The sequence below is a fragment of the Ruegeria sp. E1 genome (assembly GCF_056534225.1).
In genome coordinates this window covers 1-14968 of sequence record NZ_JBQFPE010000005.1, presented here as the reverse complement: position 1 = coordinate 14968, position 14968 = coordinate 1, and the positions used below count along the sequence as shown (strand labels likewise).

16 protein-coding genes are annotated in these 14968 nt (G+C 58.7%); 4 read left to right on the top strand and 12 right to left on the bottom strand.

Features of this window, described 5'->3' with window-relative positions; genetic code table 11:
- Positions 1 to 94: 94 nt before the first annotated feature.
- From ACR0FG_RS07285 to ACR0FG_RS07270, 4 genes are read right to left on the bottom strand one after another with little or no spacing between them, the layout of a single operon-like run.
- Positions 95 to 283 (bottom strand): ubiquinol-cytochrome c reductase iron-sulfur subunit N-terminal domain-containing protein, encoded by a 189-nt coding sequence (locus tag ACR0FG_RS07285; RefSeq protein ID WP_039535039.1) that lies wholly within the window; start codon positions 281 to 283, stop codon positions 95 to 97.
- A 56-nt stretch (positions 284 to 339) separates the two neighbouring features.
- Positions 340 to 951, bottom strand: a complete 612-nt coding sequence (locus ACR0FG_RS07280) for a molecular chaperone TorD family protein (RefSeq protein ID WP_170716766.1) — start codon at positions 949 to 951, stop codon at positions 340 to 342.
- 4 nt (positions 952 to 955) lie between these two features.
- Positions 956 to 1534, bottom strand: coding sequence for a DUF3306 domain-containing protein (locus tag ACR0FG_RS07275; protein WP_480891536.1), 579 nt, complete (start codon positions 1532 to 1534; stop codon positions 956 to 958).
- Positions 1531 to 2085, bottom strand: coding sequence for a DUF3305 domain-containing protein (locus tag ACR0FG_RS07270; protein WP_480891534.1), 555 nt, complete (start codon positions 2083 to 2085; stop codon positions 1531 to 1533). Before ACR0FG_RS07270 ends, ACR0FG_RS07275 begins: the two co-directional genes overlap by 4 nt.
- Before the next feature lie 261 nt (positions 2086 to 2346).
- Here ACR0FG_RS07270 and ACR0FG_RS07265 point away from each other — a divergent pair, with 261 nt between their 5' ends.
- The gene (locus ACR0FG_RS07265; RefSeq protein WP_480891531.1) at positions 2347 to 4302 is read left to right on the top strand and encodes a 4Fe-4S dicluster domain-containing protein; all 1956 of its coding nucleotides are present in this window, start codon (positions 2347 to 2349) and stop codon (positions 4300 to 4302) included.
- Here ACR0FG_RS07265 and ACR0FG_RS07260 read toward each other — a convergent pair.
- A complete protein-coding gene (locus ACR0FG_RS07260) occupies positions 4296 to 5024 on the bottom strand; it encodes a hypothetical protein (RefSeq protein ID WP_480891529.1) in 729 nt (242 codons plus the stop codon). The genes ACR0FG_RS07265 and ACR0FG_RS07260 overlap by 7 nt on opposite strands.
- A gap of 132 nt (positions 5025 to 5156) precedes the next feature.
- Here ACR0FG_RS07260 and ACR0FG_RS07255 point away from each other — a divergent pair, with 132 nt between their 5' ends.
- The 3 genes from ACR0FG_RS07255 to ACR0FG_RS07245 are packed head-to-tail and all read left to right on the top strand — an operon-like array spanning position 5157 to position 7389.
- The gene (locus tag ACR0FG_RS07255; protein ID WP_170716753.1) at positions 5157 to 6218 is read left to right on the top strand and encodes an Mrp/NBP35 family ATP-binding protein; all 1062 of its coding nucleotides are present in this window, start codon (positions 5157 to 5159) and stop codon (positions 6216 to 6218) included.
- Positions 6215 to 6910, top strand: coding sequence for a biotin/lipoate--protein ligase family protein (locus ACR0FG_RS07250; protein WP_480891526.1), 696 nt, complete (start codon positions 6215 to 6217; stop codon positions 6908 to 6910). The genes ACR0FG_RS07255 and ACR0FG_RS07250 overlap by 4 nt, the downstream gene beginning before the upstream one ends.
- Positions 6910 to 7389, top strand: a complete 480-nt coding sequence (locus ACR0FG_RS07245; protein ID WP_480891523.1) for a DUF6505 family protein — start codon at positions 6910 to 6912, stop codon at positions 7387 to 7389. The genes ACR0FG_RS07250 and ACR0FG_RS07245 overlap by 1 nt, the downstream gene beginning before the upstream one ends.
- Here ACR0FG_RS07245 and ACR0FG_RS07240 read toward each other — a convergent pair whose 3' ends face one another.
- The 7 genes from ACR0FG_RS07240 to ACR0FG_RS07210 all read right to left on the bottom strand — a co-directional run bounded on the left by ACR0FG_RS07240 (position 7390) and on the right by ACR0FG_RS07210 (position 14803).
- Positions 7390 to 7890: a flavin reductase family protein gene (locus tag ACR0FG_RS07240; protein ID WP_170716747.1), complete on the bottom strand. Its 501-nt coding sequence runs from the start codon at positions 7888 to 7890 to the stop codon at positions 7390 to 7392. It lies immediately after the preceding gene.
- A gap of 85 nt (positions 7891 to 7975) precedes the next feature.
- Positions 7976 to 9388 carry a 3'-5' exonuclease gene (locus tag ACR0FG_RS07235; protein ID WP_480891520.1) on the bottom strand — a complete coding sequence of 471 codons (1413 nt, stop codon included), beginning with the start codon at positions 9386 to 9388 and terminating at the stop codon, positions 7976 to 7978.
- 2 nt (positions 9389 to 9390) lie between these two features.
- Positions 9391 to 9909, bottom strand: coding sequence for a hypothetical protein (locus ACR0FG_RS07230; RefSeq protein WP_480891518.1), 519 nt, complete (start codon positions 9907 to 9909; stop codon positions 9391 to 9393).
- A gap of 27 nt (positions 9910 to 9936) precedes the next feature.
- The gene (locus ACR0FG_RS07225) at positions 9937 to 11760 is read right to left on the bottom strand and encodes a DUF294 nucleotidyltransferase-like domain-containing protein (protein WP_480891516.1); all 1824 of its coding nucleotides are present in this window, start codon (positions 11758 to 11760) and stop codon (positions 9937 to 9939) included.
- A 108-nt stretch (positions 11761 to 11868) separates the two neighbouring features.
- Positions 11869 to 13653 (bottom strand): sodium:solute symporter family protein, encoded by a 1785-nt coding sequence (locus ACR0FG_RS07220; protein WP_480891515.1) that lies wholly within the window; start codon positions 13651 to 13653, stop codon positions 11869 to 11871.
- A 4-nt stretch (positions 13654 to 13657) separates the two neighbouring features.
- Positions 13658 to 13942, bottom strand: coding sequence for a DUF4212 domain-containing protein (locus tag ACR0FG_RS07215; protein WP_480891512.1), 285 nt, complete (start codon positions 13940 to 13942; stop codon positions 13658 to 13660).
- Positions 13943 to 14119: 177 nt separating this feature from the next.
- On the bottom strand, positions 14120 to 14803 hold the full coding sequence (locus ACR0FG_RS07210; RefSeq protein WP_480891509.1) for an adenylate kinase: 684 nt from the start codon (positions 14801 to 14803) through the stop codon (positions 14120 to 14122).
- Between the last annotated feature and the right edge of the window lie 165 nt (positions 14804 to 14968).

Below are 14968 nucleotides of genomic sequence, written 5' to 3'. Positions count from 1 at the left end.
TGCGCGCCGTGTTAGCCACGGCTGGCTTGGTACTTCGAAAAACCGACGTCAGGGCCAATCGCAACCTTCTGTCGGGTGGTGAAAACGTCCGATCCTAGAACCGGGTGCTTTCTATGTATGCGCGGGTGTGCGCAGTATCCTGCATCCGGGTTTCATCCGTCGGCAGCTCGGCTGCTTCGGCTTTCCCGGTCAGGCTGGCAGCGGCGACGGCAGCAGGCGCTGCGGTTCCGGCCAGTTTGAGGAAGTCGCGGCGGGTTGCGCCTTCTTCCTTGGTCTTGCTCATGGGCTCCTCCTGTCCCAATTGCGGTTTGGCGCCATAAGGCACCGGCGAATGGCGAGCTAGGCCGCCGTCATTCGGAACGCCTCACGTTCGATCTCCATGAACACCCGACCGGCAGTGCCGACGGATGCATAGAGAACCGAGTTCTCGGCACCTTCCAAATCAGAATAGAAATGCGCGGCCCATGGGCCGATATGCTTGTTCCAGAACGCGCGTTGTTCATCCAACGAAGTGGCTGACCCAAAGCGACCGACAATCATGCCCGCCATCATCTCCATCAGCGAGGCGATGTTGTCTTCGGGTTCAAACACGTTCTTTGCCCGGGTGATCCCTCGTGCGGCCATGTCGTTGCGAAGCTGGGCCAAAGGTTTCTCGTTCAGGAAACCGGTGAGATAGAAGCTGGCATAGGGCAATAGTTCACCACGCCCCAAGCCAATGAACAGGGCGTTGAATTCGCGCTCGGCTGCGGATGGTTTGGTGACCTTGGCAACGCGGGCCATGGCTTGAATGGCTTGCCCCAAATCCGTGTCGTCGCCGGTCAATCCCGCCATCTGATCCAGCAGCATCTGATCAGGAGGGCCAGCAAGCAGAAGGCCCAGAAAGTTATAGAAATCCGCACGCAGACGATCCTCGGCCGAGACGTCTATTGTTTGCGCATCACTTGCGGTCATTCGGTTATCCTTCGAATTCAAATACCATGCGGCGCGGGGCCGGGGTGGTGTCGGGCACTTCGTCCTCGACATTGTTTATTGTCAGCTCCACCGGCTGAACGGTGTCTTCTAAATCGGCGACAATGACAGGAGGTTCCTCCTCGGAAGGTGCGGCTTCCAATTCGGCAAGGTCTTCTTCCTCGGCTGCGGCCAGTGCCTCGATATGGGCGAGCATTCCCTTGCCGACCTGATAAGCGGTCTGGATGTTTTCGATGACGCAGGCCGCATCGGTATAGTCTTCACCATAGTCGACCAGACCATCAACATTCGCCAGAACCGGGTTCAAACGCCAGAATCGACGCAATGCACGGCGACGCAACCTGTCTGGGATCGCCTTGGACATGAAGCCGGACACATCGTCGCCAGGTTGCAGGTTGTCGGGGTCGGGTAGATCGTATTCGGCAAGAATTTCTGCGTCGGTCTTTTCCTCGATCTCTGCGTGATGCTCAGCAAGCGCTTGGGCCTCGATCTCTGCCCGCTCTGCTTCGGCCTCGGCCTGTACAGCAGCTTTGCGTCGGGACCAGAAATCGCTGGGGCGGTTCATTGCAGAACCCTCCGTGGCGCGCGATAGACGTCCGACTCCTGCCGGATACGGGCATCGCCTTTACCGTCTTCCACCAAATCCGTGCGTTTCTTGTCGCGACGGCGTTTGATGAAAACTTCGTCTTTGTGGTGCTGGAGCGCAAAGTCGCGAACCCAGGCGATCAACCCTTCGCTCATCGGGATTTTCTCGACGATCTCCTCGCCGGTGTCGGCATAGTCCTGCCCTTCGAAAGGAGAGGCAGTGATCAGCACGGCATTCAACGGCGTTTCGCCCTTCAACTCATTTCGTAGCACAAGGTAAAGCGAGGGTTGCCCGTCGGACAGGTTAACCATGTAGGCTTCTGTCTCATCGATCCAAAGGGTCAGGGGCAGGGTGGCTGCATGATATTCAACCGCATCCCCTTCGCGTCGTAGCTCTAACCAGTCCGCGGGGCCTGCACCGGGCAGCACGGCAACCGCACGCCAGTTCCATTTGGCCCAACGGGTTACACCCGGGGTTTTGCGCACAATGACGCCAACCGGCATTTCAATCTGGCTTGCGGCCTTGGCCACTGGCTCCTCCCCGACAAGGCTCTCGCCTGTCCTCTGTATGATGTACTATGTTACACAAAGCGGCGCTCTGCCAAGCCTGTTTCCGAGGGAAAATGCCGCTTTCACCAAAATATTATTCGGAAATGTCGCTTTGATTTTGCGACCGCCGTCAGGGTTGTGTGAAATAATGCATAAATCTGAACAGATCATCGCGGTTTGCATTGCCACCGTCCCGTTTAGGTCTAATGTGCTGGGTAACAGCAAGCAGTCTCGGGGGAGGAGATGGCCAGCAAGTTTTTGTTATGCGATTGCGGGGGAACGCAATCGTTGGATGCGGATCAGATTTCCCAATCCTGCGAGGCTGCGTGCTCGAAGGTTCATACAGCACTATGCACGACCGAGCTTCGCGCGGCGGCGGACCTGTTGCATCAAGACGATCAGATTGTGATTGCCTGCGGACAGGAAACATCTGTTTTCAATGACCTCGCGGACGAGCTTGGTCTGGATCGTCCGGGATATATTGATTTGAGGGATCGCGCGGGTTGGTCCGAGGACGCTGAGAACGCAGCACCAAAAATGGCGGCTTTGGCGGCCGAATCCCTTCTGCCGCAACCGGTGACGCCCAGCGTCGATGTCATCAGCGAGGGGACATGTTGTATCATCGGCCCCGGCTCAGTCGCTTTTGATCTGGCTGAGCGTTTGTCTCAGGTTTTGGCCGTGACCGTTTTGGTGGCAGATGATGCAGAACCGCTCAGCCGCGACTATGATGTGGTCAGGGCGAAATTGCTCAATCTGTCGGGTGCGCTTGGTGGGTTCACTCTGCGTTTGGATCAGGTGCAACAGCTTGAGCCGGGCGGGCGCGGTGCCTTTTCATGGTCCGAACCTCGCGACGGCGCGACCTCGCGCTGCGATATCGTAATCGATCTGGCCGGAGGAACACCCTTTGTCAGCGCCCCGGAAAAGCGCGAAGGCTATCTGAAGGCCGATCCGCGAGATGCTGTGGCCGTAGCAAACCTTGCTTTTGAGGCCGCGCAACTTGTCGGTACGTTCGAGAAACCGTTATACGTGCGCCTGGATGAAACTTTGTGTGCCCATTCCAGAGCCGAACAGGTTGGCTGCACCAACTGTCTTGACGTATGCCCGACCGGAGCGATTACGCCTGCAGGTGAGCATGTTGCGATCGATCCGATGGTCTGTGCTGGGTGCGGGTCCTGTGCTGCGTTGTGTCCATCCACGGCAATCACATACGAGGATCCGCCGGTCTCGGCCATTCTGGCGCGTATGCATATCTTGGCGCGCACCTATCGACGGGCAGGCGGAACCGCTCCGCGCCTGTTGGTGCATGACGCACATGGCGCGCAGATGATCCGATTGGCTGCGCGGTTCGGGCGGGGTTTGCCGGCGGATGTCATTCCATTGGAACTGAGTACCATCTCGGGATTTGGTCATGCCGAATTACTGGCCGGATTGGCCCATGGGTTTGCCCGTGTCGATGTACTGCTGGCCCCGAAAACTGAACGCGATGCGCTGGATCGCGAAGTGACGCTGGCGCAGGCTATTGCCGGGAACGACGCGCTTGGCCTGATTGATGAGGGTGATCCAGACGCTTTGTCTGATTTGCTCTATGCGCAGAAGGTGCCAGCGCCGTTGACCGATCCTGTTCTGCCGCTGGGCAATAGGCGTCAAATCGCAAGGCTCGCCGCCCAAGCACTGAACCCAGATGCGACCGCGCCCTTGCCACTGCCGGACAAGGCGCCTTATGGCGCCATTGCGGTAAACACCGACGCCTGCACGTTGTGCCTGAGCTGCGTATCGCTATGCCCTTCGGGTGCGTTGATCGACAATCCGGACAAGCCGCAATTGAACTTTCAGCAAGACGCCTGCCTGCAATGCGGAATGTGCCGCACGATCTGTCCCGAAAACGCGATACAGCTTGTACCGCAATTCGATCTGTCCGACGCTGCACTGTCGCAACAGGTTCTGAACGAAGAAGAACCGTTCGAATGCGTGGAATGCGGTGCGGCGTTTGGTGTCAAATCCACCGTTGAGCGGATTATGGAGAAGCTTTCGGGAACGCATCCGATGTTTGCCACCTCGGATCAGGCGCGATTGATCCAGATGTGCGACGATTGCAGGGTAAATGCGCAGTTTCACAGTCAGGACAACCCGTTCCAGGCCGCGCCCAAGCCGCGTGTGGTTACAACGGACGACTATTTCTCAAAACGAAAGGATCACTGAAATTGCAGCGGATCACCAAGGTCTGCTGCGGCCATCCCCGAGACAAAGGCAAGGATGGCCTCAAGATCGTCCAGTGTCATTTCAACCGGGTGAATGGGCGACGGGCGATCCACCGCGAAAGGTGGGGTCACGTCTTCGATCTGCGTAAAGGCCGGGTGCGGGTTCAGGGCAAAGAAAGCTTCGAACCTTTCAGACCAGTCAGGCAGGGATCGCAGAACGGCAAAGGACGGGGTCGAGCCCAGTCCGTTCATGCGGTTCTGGGGTCCGATCACGTGACAGCGACCGCAGAGAGAAAAGGACAGTTTCTGACCCAATGCCGCGTCTCCGTCCAGAACCTCTTCGGTTTTGGTAACTGTAACTTCGATATTGGTGCTGAACGGATCGCCTTGCGCGGGTGCAAAGCTTTCGACCGTTCTTTTGCCGATATCGGACAACAGCCAATCGCGGAAGCGAATCTGGCGAGCGTCCTCTTGCGTTTGCAGATGGTAGATTATGCCGCTCCGTTGGAATACCGGGTCGCCCGGAGCATCCGGAGACAGGGTCATAACGCCGTTTTCGTCGGCGATCACGCGTATCCCGGTCTTGAGAGAAAAGCGCGGAAGAATATGTTGCAAGAGACCCGAGTCCGAAAGCTCGTCCGGGGCCGCAAGGCCAAGTGCCTCTTGGGACCAAGAGGGGGTGGCGGCGAGCGTCAGGCTCAGGCACAAGAGTACACGGCGCATGGCCAAACCTAACGGGCGATGACCAAATGCGTCAAATGAACAGAATGAGACGGAGACACATGCAATGAGCGGCGACTACGAAATGTCGACACGCAACGCCCGCGGACAGGGCTTTGTAAAAGGTAATAACGCATGAGTGTTCGTGATGCGGTTCTTGCCAACCTCAAGAAAATTACCGATCCGGTATCGGGGCAGGATATTGTAAGCGCTGGTGTCGTACGCGCGCTGAACGTTGAAGGCGACACAGTGCGCTTTGTTCTCGAGATCGATCCGAAAACGGCTGAACGCATGGAGCCGGTACGTGCTGCGGCCGAGCAGGCTGCGAAATTGGTCGATGGCGTTTCTAATGTCTCGGCCATGATGACGGCGCATTCGGATAAGGCCCCGCCCGACCTGAAGCCCAAACCCAAGCCATCCCAGACCGGGCCGCAGGCAGTTCCCGGCGTGGATCGGATCATTGCGATTGCTTCAGGTAAAGGCGGGGTGGGCAAGTCCACTGTATCAGCCAACCTTGCCTGTGCTTTGGCCGCTGAAGGGCGGCGCGTTGGTTTGCTGGATGCTGACGTCTATGGCCCATCGCAGCCCCGAATGCTGGGTGTGTCGGGCCGTCCGGCCAGCCCCGACGGCAAAACGATCCTGCCGCTGCGCAATCATGGCGTCACCATGATGTCGATGGGCTTGATGACCAACGAAGGTCAGGCCGTTGTCTGGCGTGGCCCGATGCTAATGGGGGCTTTGCAGCAGATGATGGGGCAAGTGCAATGGGGCGCGCTGGACGTGCTGATCGTCGATCTGCCGCCCGGCACCGGTGACGTGCAACTGACGCTGAGCCAGAAATTCAAAGTGGACGGCGCTATTGTTGTCTCGACCCCGCAAGACGTTGCCCTGATCGACGCCCGCAAGGGGATTGACATGTTCAATCAACTCAAGACGCCGATTGTCGGCATGATCGAGAACATGTCGACCCATATCTGCTCGAACTGCGGACATGAAGAACACGTGTTTGGCCATGGCGGCGTCAAGTCCGAGGCCGAAGCGCTGGGCGTTCCTTTGCTGGGTGAGATCCCGCTGCATCTGGACATTCGCGTTGCCGCTGACGGAGGTGCGCCCATTGTTGTCAGCAAACCTGACAGTGCGCAGGCCGAGGCGTTCCGCAAGATCGCCCGCGACTTGATCGCCGAAGGCAACGCATGAGCCAACCGGTCTTCCCTCCGTTGCTGACTGGCCACCCGGTTCAGGGGGCGGAGGATCCCTTTGAGCGCGCGCAGGCGATGGCGGCTTTGGGATGCGATGCGGGGTCGGTTATCTACAACATTCAGGCCGACCGTCTGCGCGTTGCCATTGTTTTCGCACCCGAGGTTCCGTTGCAGGATGCAATGGCGATGCTGCCGCTATGTGCTGTCGGGTTTCAGAATGCGCTGGGCGCGCTTGCCCCGCCCGAAGTGGCTGTGCATCTGGGCTGGGACGGGCTGATTTGCGTGAATGGGGCCAAATGCGGTCAGTTTCAGGTCGCGGCTTCGTCCGACGACGCGGCGGAAATACCGGATTGGCTGGTCGTCGGTTGGGAATTGGCGCTGATTCAGACCGGTGACGCGCCCGGTGCCACCCCGGATATTACTGCGCTTTACAACGAGGGATGCGCCGACGTTTCGCCCCCACAACTGGTCGAAAGCTGGTCGCGTCACATGCTGACATGGCTCAATCGTTGGCAGGACGAAGGAAACGCCCCTTTGCACCGGGAATGGATGGGTCTGCTGCGCGGTGTGGGTGAACCGTTGGGTGAACATGGCGTGTTTGTGGGGGCCGATGAGCGGTTCGGAATGCTGATCCGGGATGGTGGTGAAACGCGCCTGCGCCCATTGACAGACTTGTTGGAGAACACCTGATGAAACTGGCCCGCGCAATCCATTTCGATGAAAGCGACATAAATGTCTTCCACTCTCCGGCACGGACCGGGGAATGGTGCATATCGGGCGGTTTCGAGTTTTCGAACTGGGGCGAGGGTGATCTGGAAGGCAAGGCGCGACAAGCCTTTGCCAACGGTTGGCTGGGGCTTGAGACCTTTGGGCGCGTGACGTTTGTTGCGGTGACCCAAATCGAACCCGGCGAGATCGAGCAGGTCCGGCAGAATCTGGCCGAGCATTTCGTGCAACTATACGGCGCGCCTTCGGTCGAGGCGGCGCTGGATGTGGCGCAGGCCGAGATCGATCATATGTCTGAGATGTGCGAGGATCACGCCCCAAACACGTTGTTGACCGTTGCGCGGGAATTGACGGGGGCAGGGGTGCACGAAGCGTTTCGCGTGATCACGCCGCAGGAAACCCAGCTTGAGGCGTTGGCCGTTCACGGATCACTGGACGAGTGATCAGATCAGATCGGCAAACCCGCCAAACTGGCCGCGTTTGAATATCAGCCCTTGGCCCGGGCGATGCATGACGGTTTCAACATGACCCACCAAAATCAGATGATCACCAGCGTCGTGAATATCTGACAGGCGGCAATCAAAGCGGGCGAGACACTCGGCCAGCCTCGGCCTGCCCGCTTCGTCGCTTTGCCAGTCTGCATGAGAGAAATCGAACCCGTTCCGGGCAAACTTCAATGCTTGATCATGCTGTTCCTGGGCCATCACGTGAATGGCATAATGCTGGCACTGACTGAATGCGTCATAGCGGTTTGAATCCTTGCCCAGACACCAAAGGACCAAAGGAGGGTCCAGCGATACCGACGCAAAGGAATTGACCGTGATCGCAACGGGCCCGTCGGACGTTTGGGTCGTCACAACGGTGACACCCGTTCCGAAACAGCCAAGCGCTTCGCGGAATTCCAGGTTTTGTTCAGGACCGGGAGTGAATGTTGTTTCCGTCATCGCGTGCTCGTTGAATGGTCCTGTCTCAGGTGCCACGCGGCGCGGGGATTGTCTATGGTAAGCTGCGCTTGTTCGGGGTTTTTGATCAGTTCAGGTCCTCAAGCAGCCGACCATGTTTGCGGGTCTCGGAAATCACCGCGCCGAAAGTGGTTATTCCGCGTGCATTCAGCATAGGCAGCATTCTGACTAGAACCTCAGCTGTGGCGGTGGCATCGCCCAGTGCAGTATGGCGCAGGGCGTCGGGAATTGTTATGTCCAACCGCTCGCTCACAGCGTCCAGAGTATGGGTTTCGCTGGCACCGAACAGAACCGCTGACAGCAGCACGGTGTCCAGAATGGGATGGTTCCATTCGACCCCCATTCGGGTCGCGTGGCGATGCAGGAATGCCATATCAAATGGCGCGTTATGGGCAACAATAACAGCATCGCGAGCGAATTGATGAAGGGTTCGGCCAGCCTCGGCAATATGAGGAGCACCCTCAACCATTGCATTGCTGACCTTGTGGACCCGGGTCGAGGCGGCGGGGATCGGAATGCCCGGATCGACCAGCATGTCCAGCTGCTCGCCTGTCACGATCCTGCCCTTTACAACGCGCACTGCGCCGATCTGAACGATCTCATCCTTGTGTGGCAGTAGACCTGTGGTTTCCGTATCGAAAACGACAAAGCACAGGTCGTTCAGGGGGCGGTTATCAAACGCCTGATCAACCGGAGCGTCCAGCAGATCAAAGTCATAGATCAAGGGCCGAGAGGCATCAGGTTCGATATGTGCGGCGTTGTCATCGAAAATCAGCATATATCCGGGCGCATCACCGAGAGGTTTCATTCGCGCCGAATAGGATTGTGCACCATCAACGCTCCTGAGCGTACATGCGACCTCCAGCCCGGTTTTGCCCATTTTCGCGTAGGCAGCGGTCAGTCCGGTGCGGTCGATGTAGTCAAAAAGCGAAGCGTTGAGCCGGGGGTGCGCGATCTGGGCCAGAACCTCGGCTGCTTGCGCATCATACAAAACGATCTGGTGTTTGGGGCTTGCCAGAAGCATGGCCACCGGGATTTCGGTTAGCAAGGCAGTCAGGCGCTGTTTCTCGGCGGCAAGATGCGCGGTTTCCGCCGCAACCGCCTGCGCTGTGTTCAGTGCTGTATGGGTCAGTTGGTCAGCCAGCCCGGCAGCGGCAGGGGCCAGATCTCCAAGATATCGGGCAGCGTCGAGGTCAAGGTCGGCGCTGACCCCTGCATGAGCCCGTGCCCGCAGCTGTGCCGACAGGCGTTCAATCGGCTTGGCCACGTTGTCGTCAAAGAGCAGCCAAATTCCAACGATCAAGGCAAGCCATCCAAAGGCAGTAAGTATTCCGGCAAACACATAAGCGTTGATCAGCGCCGGATCATCTGCGCGGGCATAACTGATCCAAAGAGAGCCCGAGCTGACGACAAGACCACCTGCGGCCAGCAGGCAAAAGAACAGGAATACTCGTATGCGTAGACTCAGGTGGCTTAACACTGTCAGACCCCGCAGGTTGCCTCAATTACTGGGTCATCGGCGGCAAGTTTGATCCAGCTGGCATTCAGCAAGCGCCCGTCTTCGCCGAATTCGGCCCCGTCGGCCAGATTGGCCCGGCTGTTGTCGGCGCAGTTGACGGCGACGGGAACTTTCGAAACCGGGGCCCAGCGGCCGAAGAAGTAGAGGTCAACCAGACGCTGCTCGGGGACGCTGTCATTGGTCCTAACAGATATGGTGTCAATCGCGGCAAAACGGTCGACGAAGGGAACCGCGTAGGTCCAGGGCCGGTAGAAGGCGCGGCTTTCGACAGTTTGCACGATAGCAAGACTGTCGGGCAGAGAATCCTTGGTCCGGTCGAACCATGAATATTCGCTGGCGATGGTCATGCCGATCATACCCAAACCTGCAGCGACGGGGGCGGCCCAGCGGGGCAGGCGGCCTCCGGTCAGCTTGTTCAGCACCATCACGACGCCTGCAAAGGCAAAGCCTGCAAATACCGTGGCAATCAGTTCCAGAAACATGTCGTCTCTCCGTTACTCAGGCGCAAATCAGCCCAGCATCCCTTTGCCATGACCCACTGCCGATTGCATCGTTTTTACCACGACAAAGGCATCGCGCAGATGACTTCGCTCAAAGTCGGACAACTCGGCCGGTGGCAGGTAATTGTCGGGCGCACCGCCGGATTTCACCAGCCGCACCTGATGTTCCAGACGGGTTTCCGCGATCAGGTCGTAGGCGTCCAACAGATCGCGTGCGCCGGATGGGCTGAGAACCCCCGCTGCCTCAGCAGCGCTGAGACGCGCGCGGGTGTTGGCCTCGGTCAGTTGCCCCTGCAGGCTGTAGACGCGGGCCAGATCAACCACCGGAACCACGCCGTTATGCTTCAGGTCCAGCGTGTTGCGATGCTCGCCCGACCGGATGGTGGCAAAGCCGCGCAACAGGCCCAGCGGCGGCGTGTGTTTCAGCGAGTTCGAGATCATGTGCGCCAGGAAGATCGAATTCGCATTGGCCGCCGCCAACGTATCCGCCTGCAGGTCGGTAAACAAATCGAACGCGCCACCGATGGGCCGCAGGTCGAACATGACCGAGGCAAGCATCTGCGCCTCGGGGTTGGGCTTGGATATCCAACCTTTGAAATAGTCGCGCCAGACGCGCACCGGCTGACACCAGCGCGGATTGGTCGCCATCATTTCGCCGGGGCAATAGAAATACCCGCATGTGTCCAGACCGTCCGAAACGAATTTGGCCAGCGCTGCGAAATAGGCCATATCTCCATCGGTTACGCTGTCATCCAGCATCAGGCAATTGTCCTGATCCGATACGCCGGTCTGTTCTTGTCTGCCTTGTGAGCCGCAGGCCAGCCACAGATAAGGCACCGGTGGCGATCCCAATTCCAGTTCGGCCAGTGCCAACAACCGCCGCGTCGCGGTGTCAGCGATGTCGGTGATCAGCCGCGTCACGATTTCATGCCGGTTGCCGCCCGCAACAAGCTGGACCAACAGCTGCGGTATCTCGGCGGTCACGACGGCCATTTCTTGCGCGGTGTTGGCGCGAGCAATCCGGCGCACCAGTTCGGCAGAATTCACGGCCTGATAATGGGTCAGGTCGGTTTGCGTGACGATACCAACCAGCCGTCCGGCCTCGGATATCGGGATATGGCCGATGCCGCGTTCCATCATCACATGCAGCACATCCGATCCGATATCGGTGGGGGACAGCGTGATCGGATTGGCGGTCATGATGGACACCACGGACGTATCAGAGGGCATCGCATCGGCTACGAACTTGCCTGAAATGTCGCGCAGCGTCGCAATACCCAGCAAGGCATCCCCTTCGGTCACACACAGGGATGAGATATGAAGGTCGCGCATGATTTGCGCCGCGGTCTGAACCGGCGTGTCGGGCGGGCAGGTGGCCGGGTTGTGTGCCATCAGGATGTCGATTGCGCTGGTTGCCAGACTGTGCGGGCCAGCCCGGTTGCCGCGCGTCCGGTTGAAGAATTTCGACACGACCTCGTGCCCGTCGATCAGCGAGCGCACCAGATCGGGCGGTAGCAGGATCAGGACCGAGGGCGTATGCGCACGAGCCCGGGTGGCGGCCTTGCCATCCTTCAGCAACCCACGTTCGCCAAAAGAATTCCTGAGCCCGAGATGAGAGACAACGGCGTCATTCTCATCGGTGATTTCGACCTGTCCTTCGTAGATTACAAAGACCCCAGGCATCGTGTGGCCCAACTCGTAAATCGAGCTATCCTCATCCAGTTCCCAAACCTCGATCTGGCCAGCCAGATCCTCCAGAACCGCTGGGGGCAGGGCGTCATAGGGGTGTACGGATTTCAGAAACCGGGTGATCTCATCATGGGACAGGGGCATGGGTGGGCCTCGGGTGTCTGAATGAAAAGCCCCGCCCGGTGGAATGCCGGGCGGGAGCAGTCGATCGAAAGACGGGACCGGATACGGAGGGTTCCGGCCCCATCAAACTCAGTGATCCTGAGCTGCGCCCGCACCACGGGGAATGCGAATGCTTTCGACCATATCCTTGATCTCCTGCGGAGTCTCTTTGGTCATTCCGGCGACCACATAGGCGACACCGAAGTTGACCATTGCACCGATGGCGCCGAACGAGGTCGACTTGATCGGACCCAGCAGTGGGTCAGCATCGGTGAACGAGTTGGTGCCCGGAATGAACAGCCAGCCCTTGTGCAGGAAGATGTAGACCAGTGTGACGACCAGACCGGCCAGCATACCAGCAACCGCGCCGGTGTTGTTGATGCGGGTCGAGAAGATCCCCATCATCAGCGCCGGGAAGATCGAGGCAGCCGCAAGACCGAAGGCCAGAGCAACAGTCTGCGCAGCGAAGCCCGGAGGATTCAGGCCCAGGAACACTGCTACTACGATTGCAGCGGCCATAGACAGACGTGCCGCGAGAAGTTCGGAACGCTCGGACATATTTGGTGTGAGCTGCCCCTTGAGCAGATCGTGGGATACAGCCGACGAGATCGCCAGCAGCAGGCCCGCAGCGGTCGACAGAGCGGCCGCAAGACCACCGGCAGCAACCAGACCGATCACCCAACCCGGCAGGTTAGCAATCTCGGGGTTGGCCAGAACCAGGATGTCGCGGTTGAACTTGGTCAGCTCGTTCCCGACCCAGCCTTTTTCTTCCGCGATTGCGGTCATAGCTTCAGACTTGTCGTTGTAGTACTGAATCTTGCCGTCGCCGTTCTTGTCTTCCCAGTCTAGCAGACCGGTTTTCTGCCATGTCTGCATCCAGTCATAGCGTGGATCGGTATCGATTTCTTCGACCGAAACTGCGCCACCGTCGATGCCGCCATTGGGCCACATCATGTCAGTGATGTTTAGTCGGGCCATAGCGCCGACCGCAGGGGCGGTCAGATACAGCAGCGCGATGAACACCAACGTCCAGCCAGCGGACCAGCGGGCGTCAGACACACGCGGAACCGTGAAAAATCGCATGATCACATGCGGTAGGCCAGCGGTGCCGATCATCAGTGACAGTGTGAACAGCACCATGTTCAGTGTGTTCGAATGATGGGCCGTATATTCGTTAAAACCAAGATCGGTCACGATCGCATCCAGCTTGGTCAGCAGGGGCTCACCACTGGCAGTATCGCTGAACAGACCAAGCGCCGGAACAGGCGTACCCGTTAGTTGCAGCGAAATAAAGATCGCCGGAATGGTATAAGCGGTGATCAGCACGCAATATTGGGCAACCTGGGTATAGGTCACGCCCTTCATACCCCCGAACACTGCATAGGCGAAAACCACACAAGCGCCGATCAGCAGACCCCAGAAAGCGTCGATCTCAAGGAAGCGGCCAAAGGCAATACCCACGCCCTGCATCTGACCGATTACATAAGTGATCGAAGCAACAAGCAGGCAGATTACGGCCACCAAGCGAGCGGTCGGGCTGTAGAAACGATCGCCGATGAATTCCGACACGGTGAACTTGCCGAACTTACGCAGGTAAGGCGCAAGCAGCAGCGCCAGCAGCACGTAGCCACCGGTCCAACCCATCAGGAAGGTCGAGTTGTCATAGCCGGTAAAGGCAATCAGGCCCGCCATCGAGATGAACGAGGCCGCAGACATCCAGTCTGCCGCTGTCGCCATACCGTTGGTGACCGGGTGAACGCCGCGACCGGCGGCGTAGAATTCCGATGTGGAACCCGCACGGGCCCAGATCGCGATGCCGATGTACAGCGCAAAGGACGCGCCGACAAACAGCAGGTTGATGGTAAACTGGTCCATGCTGTTACTCCTCGTCCACGCCGTATTCAGCGTCCAGCTTGTTCATGCGCCAGGCGTAGTTGAAGATCAGCACCAGAAAGACCAGGATTGATCCTTGCTGAGCGAACCAAAAGCCCAGATCGGTGCCGCCGACGGCGATACCCGACAGCAGCGGACGCAGCAGAATGCCGAATCCAAATGACACCAGCGCCCATATGATGAGGCTGATGTAGATAAGACGCAGGTTGGCCTGCCAATAGCCCTTATCGGCTTGGGCAGTCTGCGCGGAGTTTGTTGATTGATCCGCCATTGCGGTCCTCCTTCGCTTCCTCCTAGGGCGGCCCGTTATCCTAATCCTCCGGCACGCGGGGCCGCGTTTCTTTTGCGCCAGACGCCGGGTGGCATCAGGCATAACTTCTCTGATCCGCCAGGGCGGTTCCGTTGAAGTATTCTGTTTCAGGATCAAAGCCTTGGGGCTTTATCCCCTTTAACTCGTTACCTCGCTCACAAGCCCATGCAGGTCGCGAGCAATTTCATCAATCTGCCCCATGGCGTTGACGCCTTTCAGCACGCCCTGAGACTGGTAGTAATCAATCAGCGGTGCCGTTTGCGCATGATAAGCTGCCAGTCGAGAAGCCACCGTTTCGGCATTGTCATCTGCCCGCCGCTTGAATTCGGTATGACCGCACTTGTCGCATCTGCCTTCGACGGCGGGCACCTTGAAACTATCGTGGAACCCTTCGCCACAGCCCGCACAGGTGTAGCGGCCCGAGATGCGAGTGACCATTTCGGCGTCCTCAACCTCAAGGCTGATCGCTGCATTGATTTTCTGGTCACTGGTTGCCAGCAGACCATCCAGCGCCTCGGCCTGAACCGTGGTGCGCGGAAAGCCGTCCAGAATAACGCCCTTGGCGCAGTCCGGTTGCGCCATGCGGTCGCGTAAGATTGCGATGACGATACCGTCGCTGACCAGATCACCGGCCTCCATCACTGCCTTGGCGGCGAGACCCGCCTCGGTCCCGGCGGCCACTGCGTCACGCAACAGGTCGCCGGTGCTGAGCTGGACCAGACCCAACTTGTCCTCAAGCATCCGCGCCTGTGTACCTTTCCCCGCCCCCGGAGGGCCGAGCAGTATCAGAACCGCGGGGGTCGTCGTCGTTACCGCACCCATCATTTCACCGCGCGGTTCTGGATCAGATCATCAACAACCGACGGGTCTGCGAGTGTTGAGGTATCACCCAGCGAGCCAAAGTCGTTCTCGGCGATTTTGCGCAGGATGCGGCGCATGATTTTGCCCGAGCGGGTTTTGGGCAGGCCTGGGGCCCATTGGATCACG

Excerpts from the sequence above, each read along its gene's own strand:
- ACR0FG_RS07230 (WP_480891518.1), bottom strand. The coding sequence starts at position 9,909 with ATGTTTCTGGAACTGATTGCCACGGTATTTGCAGGCTTTGCCTTTGCA.
- ACR0FG_RS07255 (WP_170716753.1), top strand. The coding sequence starts at position 5,157 with ATGAGTGTTCGTGATGCGGTTCTTGCCAACCTCAAGAAAATTACCGAT.
- ACR0FG_RS07245 (WP_480891523.1), top strand. The coding sequence starts at position 6,910 with ATGAAACTGGCCCGCGCAATCCATTTCGATGAAAGCGACATAAATGTC.
- ACR0FG_RS07265 (WP_480891531.1), top strand. The coding sequence starts at position 2,347 with ATGGCCAGCAAGTTTTTGTTATGCGATTGCGGGGGAACGCAATCGTTG.
- ACR0FG_RS07225 (WP_480891516.1), bottom strand. The coding sequence starts at position 11,760 with ATGCCCCTGTCCCATGATGAGATCACCCGGTTTCTGAAATCCGTACAC.
- ACR0FG_RS07210 (WP_480891509.1), bottom strand. The coding sequence starts at position 14,803 with ATGGGTGCGGTAACGACGACGACCCCCGCGGTTCTGATACTGCTCGGC.
- ACR0FG_RS07285 (WP_039535039.1), bottom strand. The coding sequence starts at position 283 with ATGAGCAAGACCAAGGAAGAAGGCGCAACCCGCCGCGACTTCCTCAAA.
- ACR0FG_RS07275 (WP_480891536.1), bottom strand. The coding sequence starts at position 1,534 with ATGAACCGCCCCAGCGATTTCTGGTCCCGACGCAAAGCTGCTGTACAG.
- ACR0FG_RS07250 (WP_480891526.1), top strand. The coding sequence starts at position 6,215 with ATGAGCCAACCGGTCTTCCCTCCGTTGCTGACTGGCCACCCGGTTCAG.
- ACR0FG_RS07215 (WP_480891512.1), bottom strand. The coding sequence starts at position 13,942 with ATGGCGGATCAATCAACAAACTCCGCGCAGACTGCCCAAGCCGATAAG.
- ACR0FG_RS07280 (WP_170716766.1), bottom strand. The coding sequence starts at position 951 with ATGACCGCAAGTGATGCGCAAACAATAGACGTCTCGGCCGAGGATCGT.
- ACR0FG_RS07220 (WP_480891515.1), bottom strand. The coding sequence starts at position 13,653 with ATGGACCAGTTTACCATCAACCTGCTGTTTGTCGGCGCGTCCTTTGCG.
- ACR0FG_RS07260 (WP_480891529.1), bottom strand. The coding sequence starts at position 5,024 with ATGCGCCGTGTACTCTTGTGCCTGAGCCTGACGCTCGCCGCCACCCCC.
- ACR0FG_RS07240 (WP_170716747.1), bottom strand. The coding sequence starts at position 7,890 with ATGACGGAAACAACATTCACTCCCGGTCCTGAACAAAACCTGGAATTC.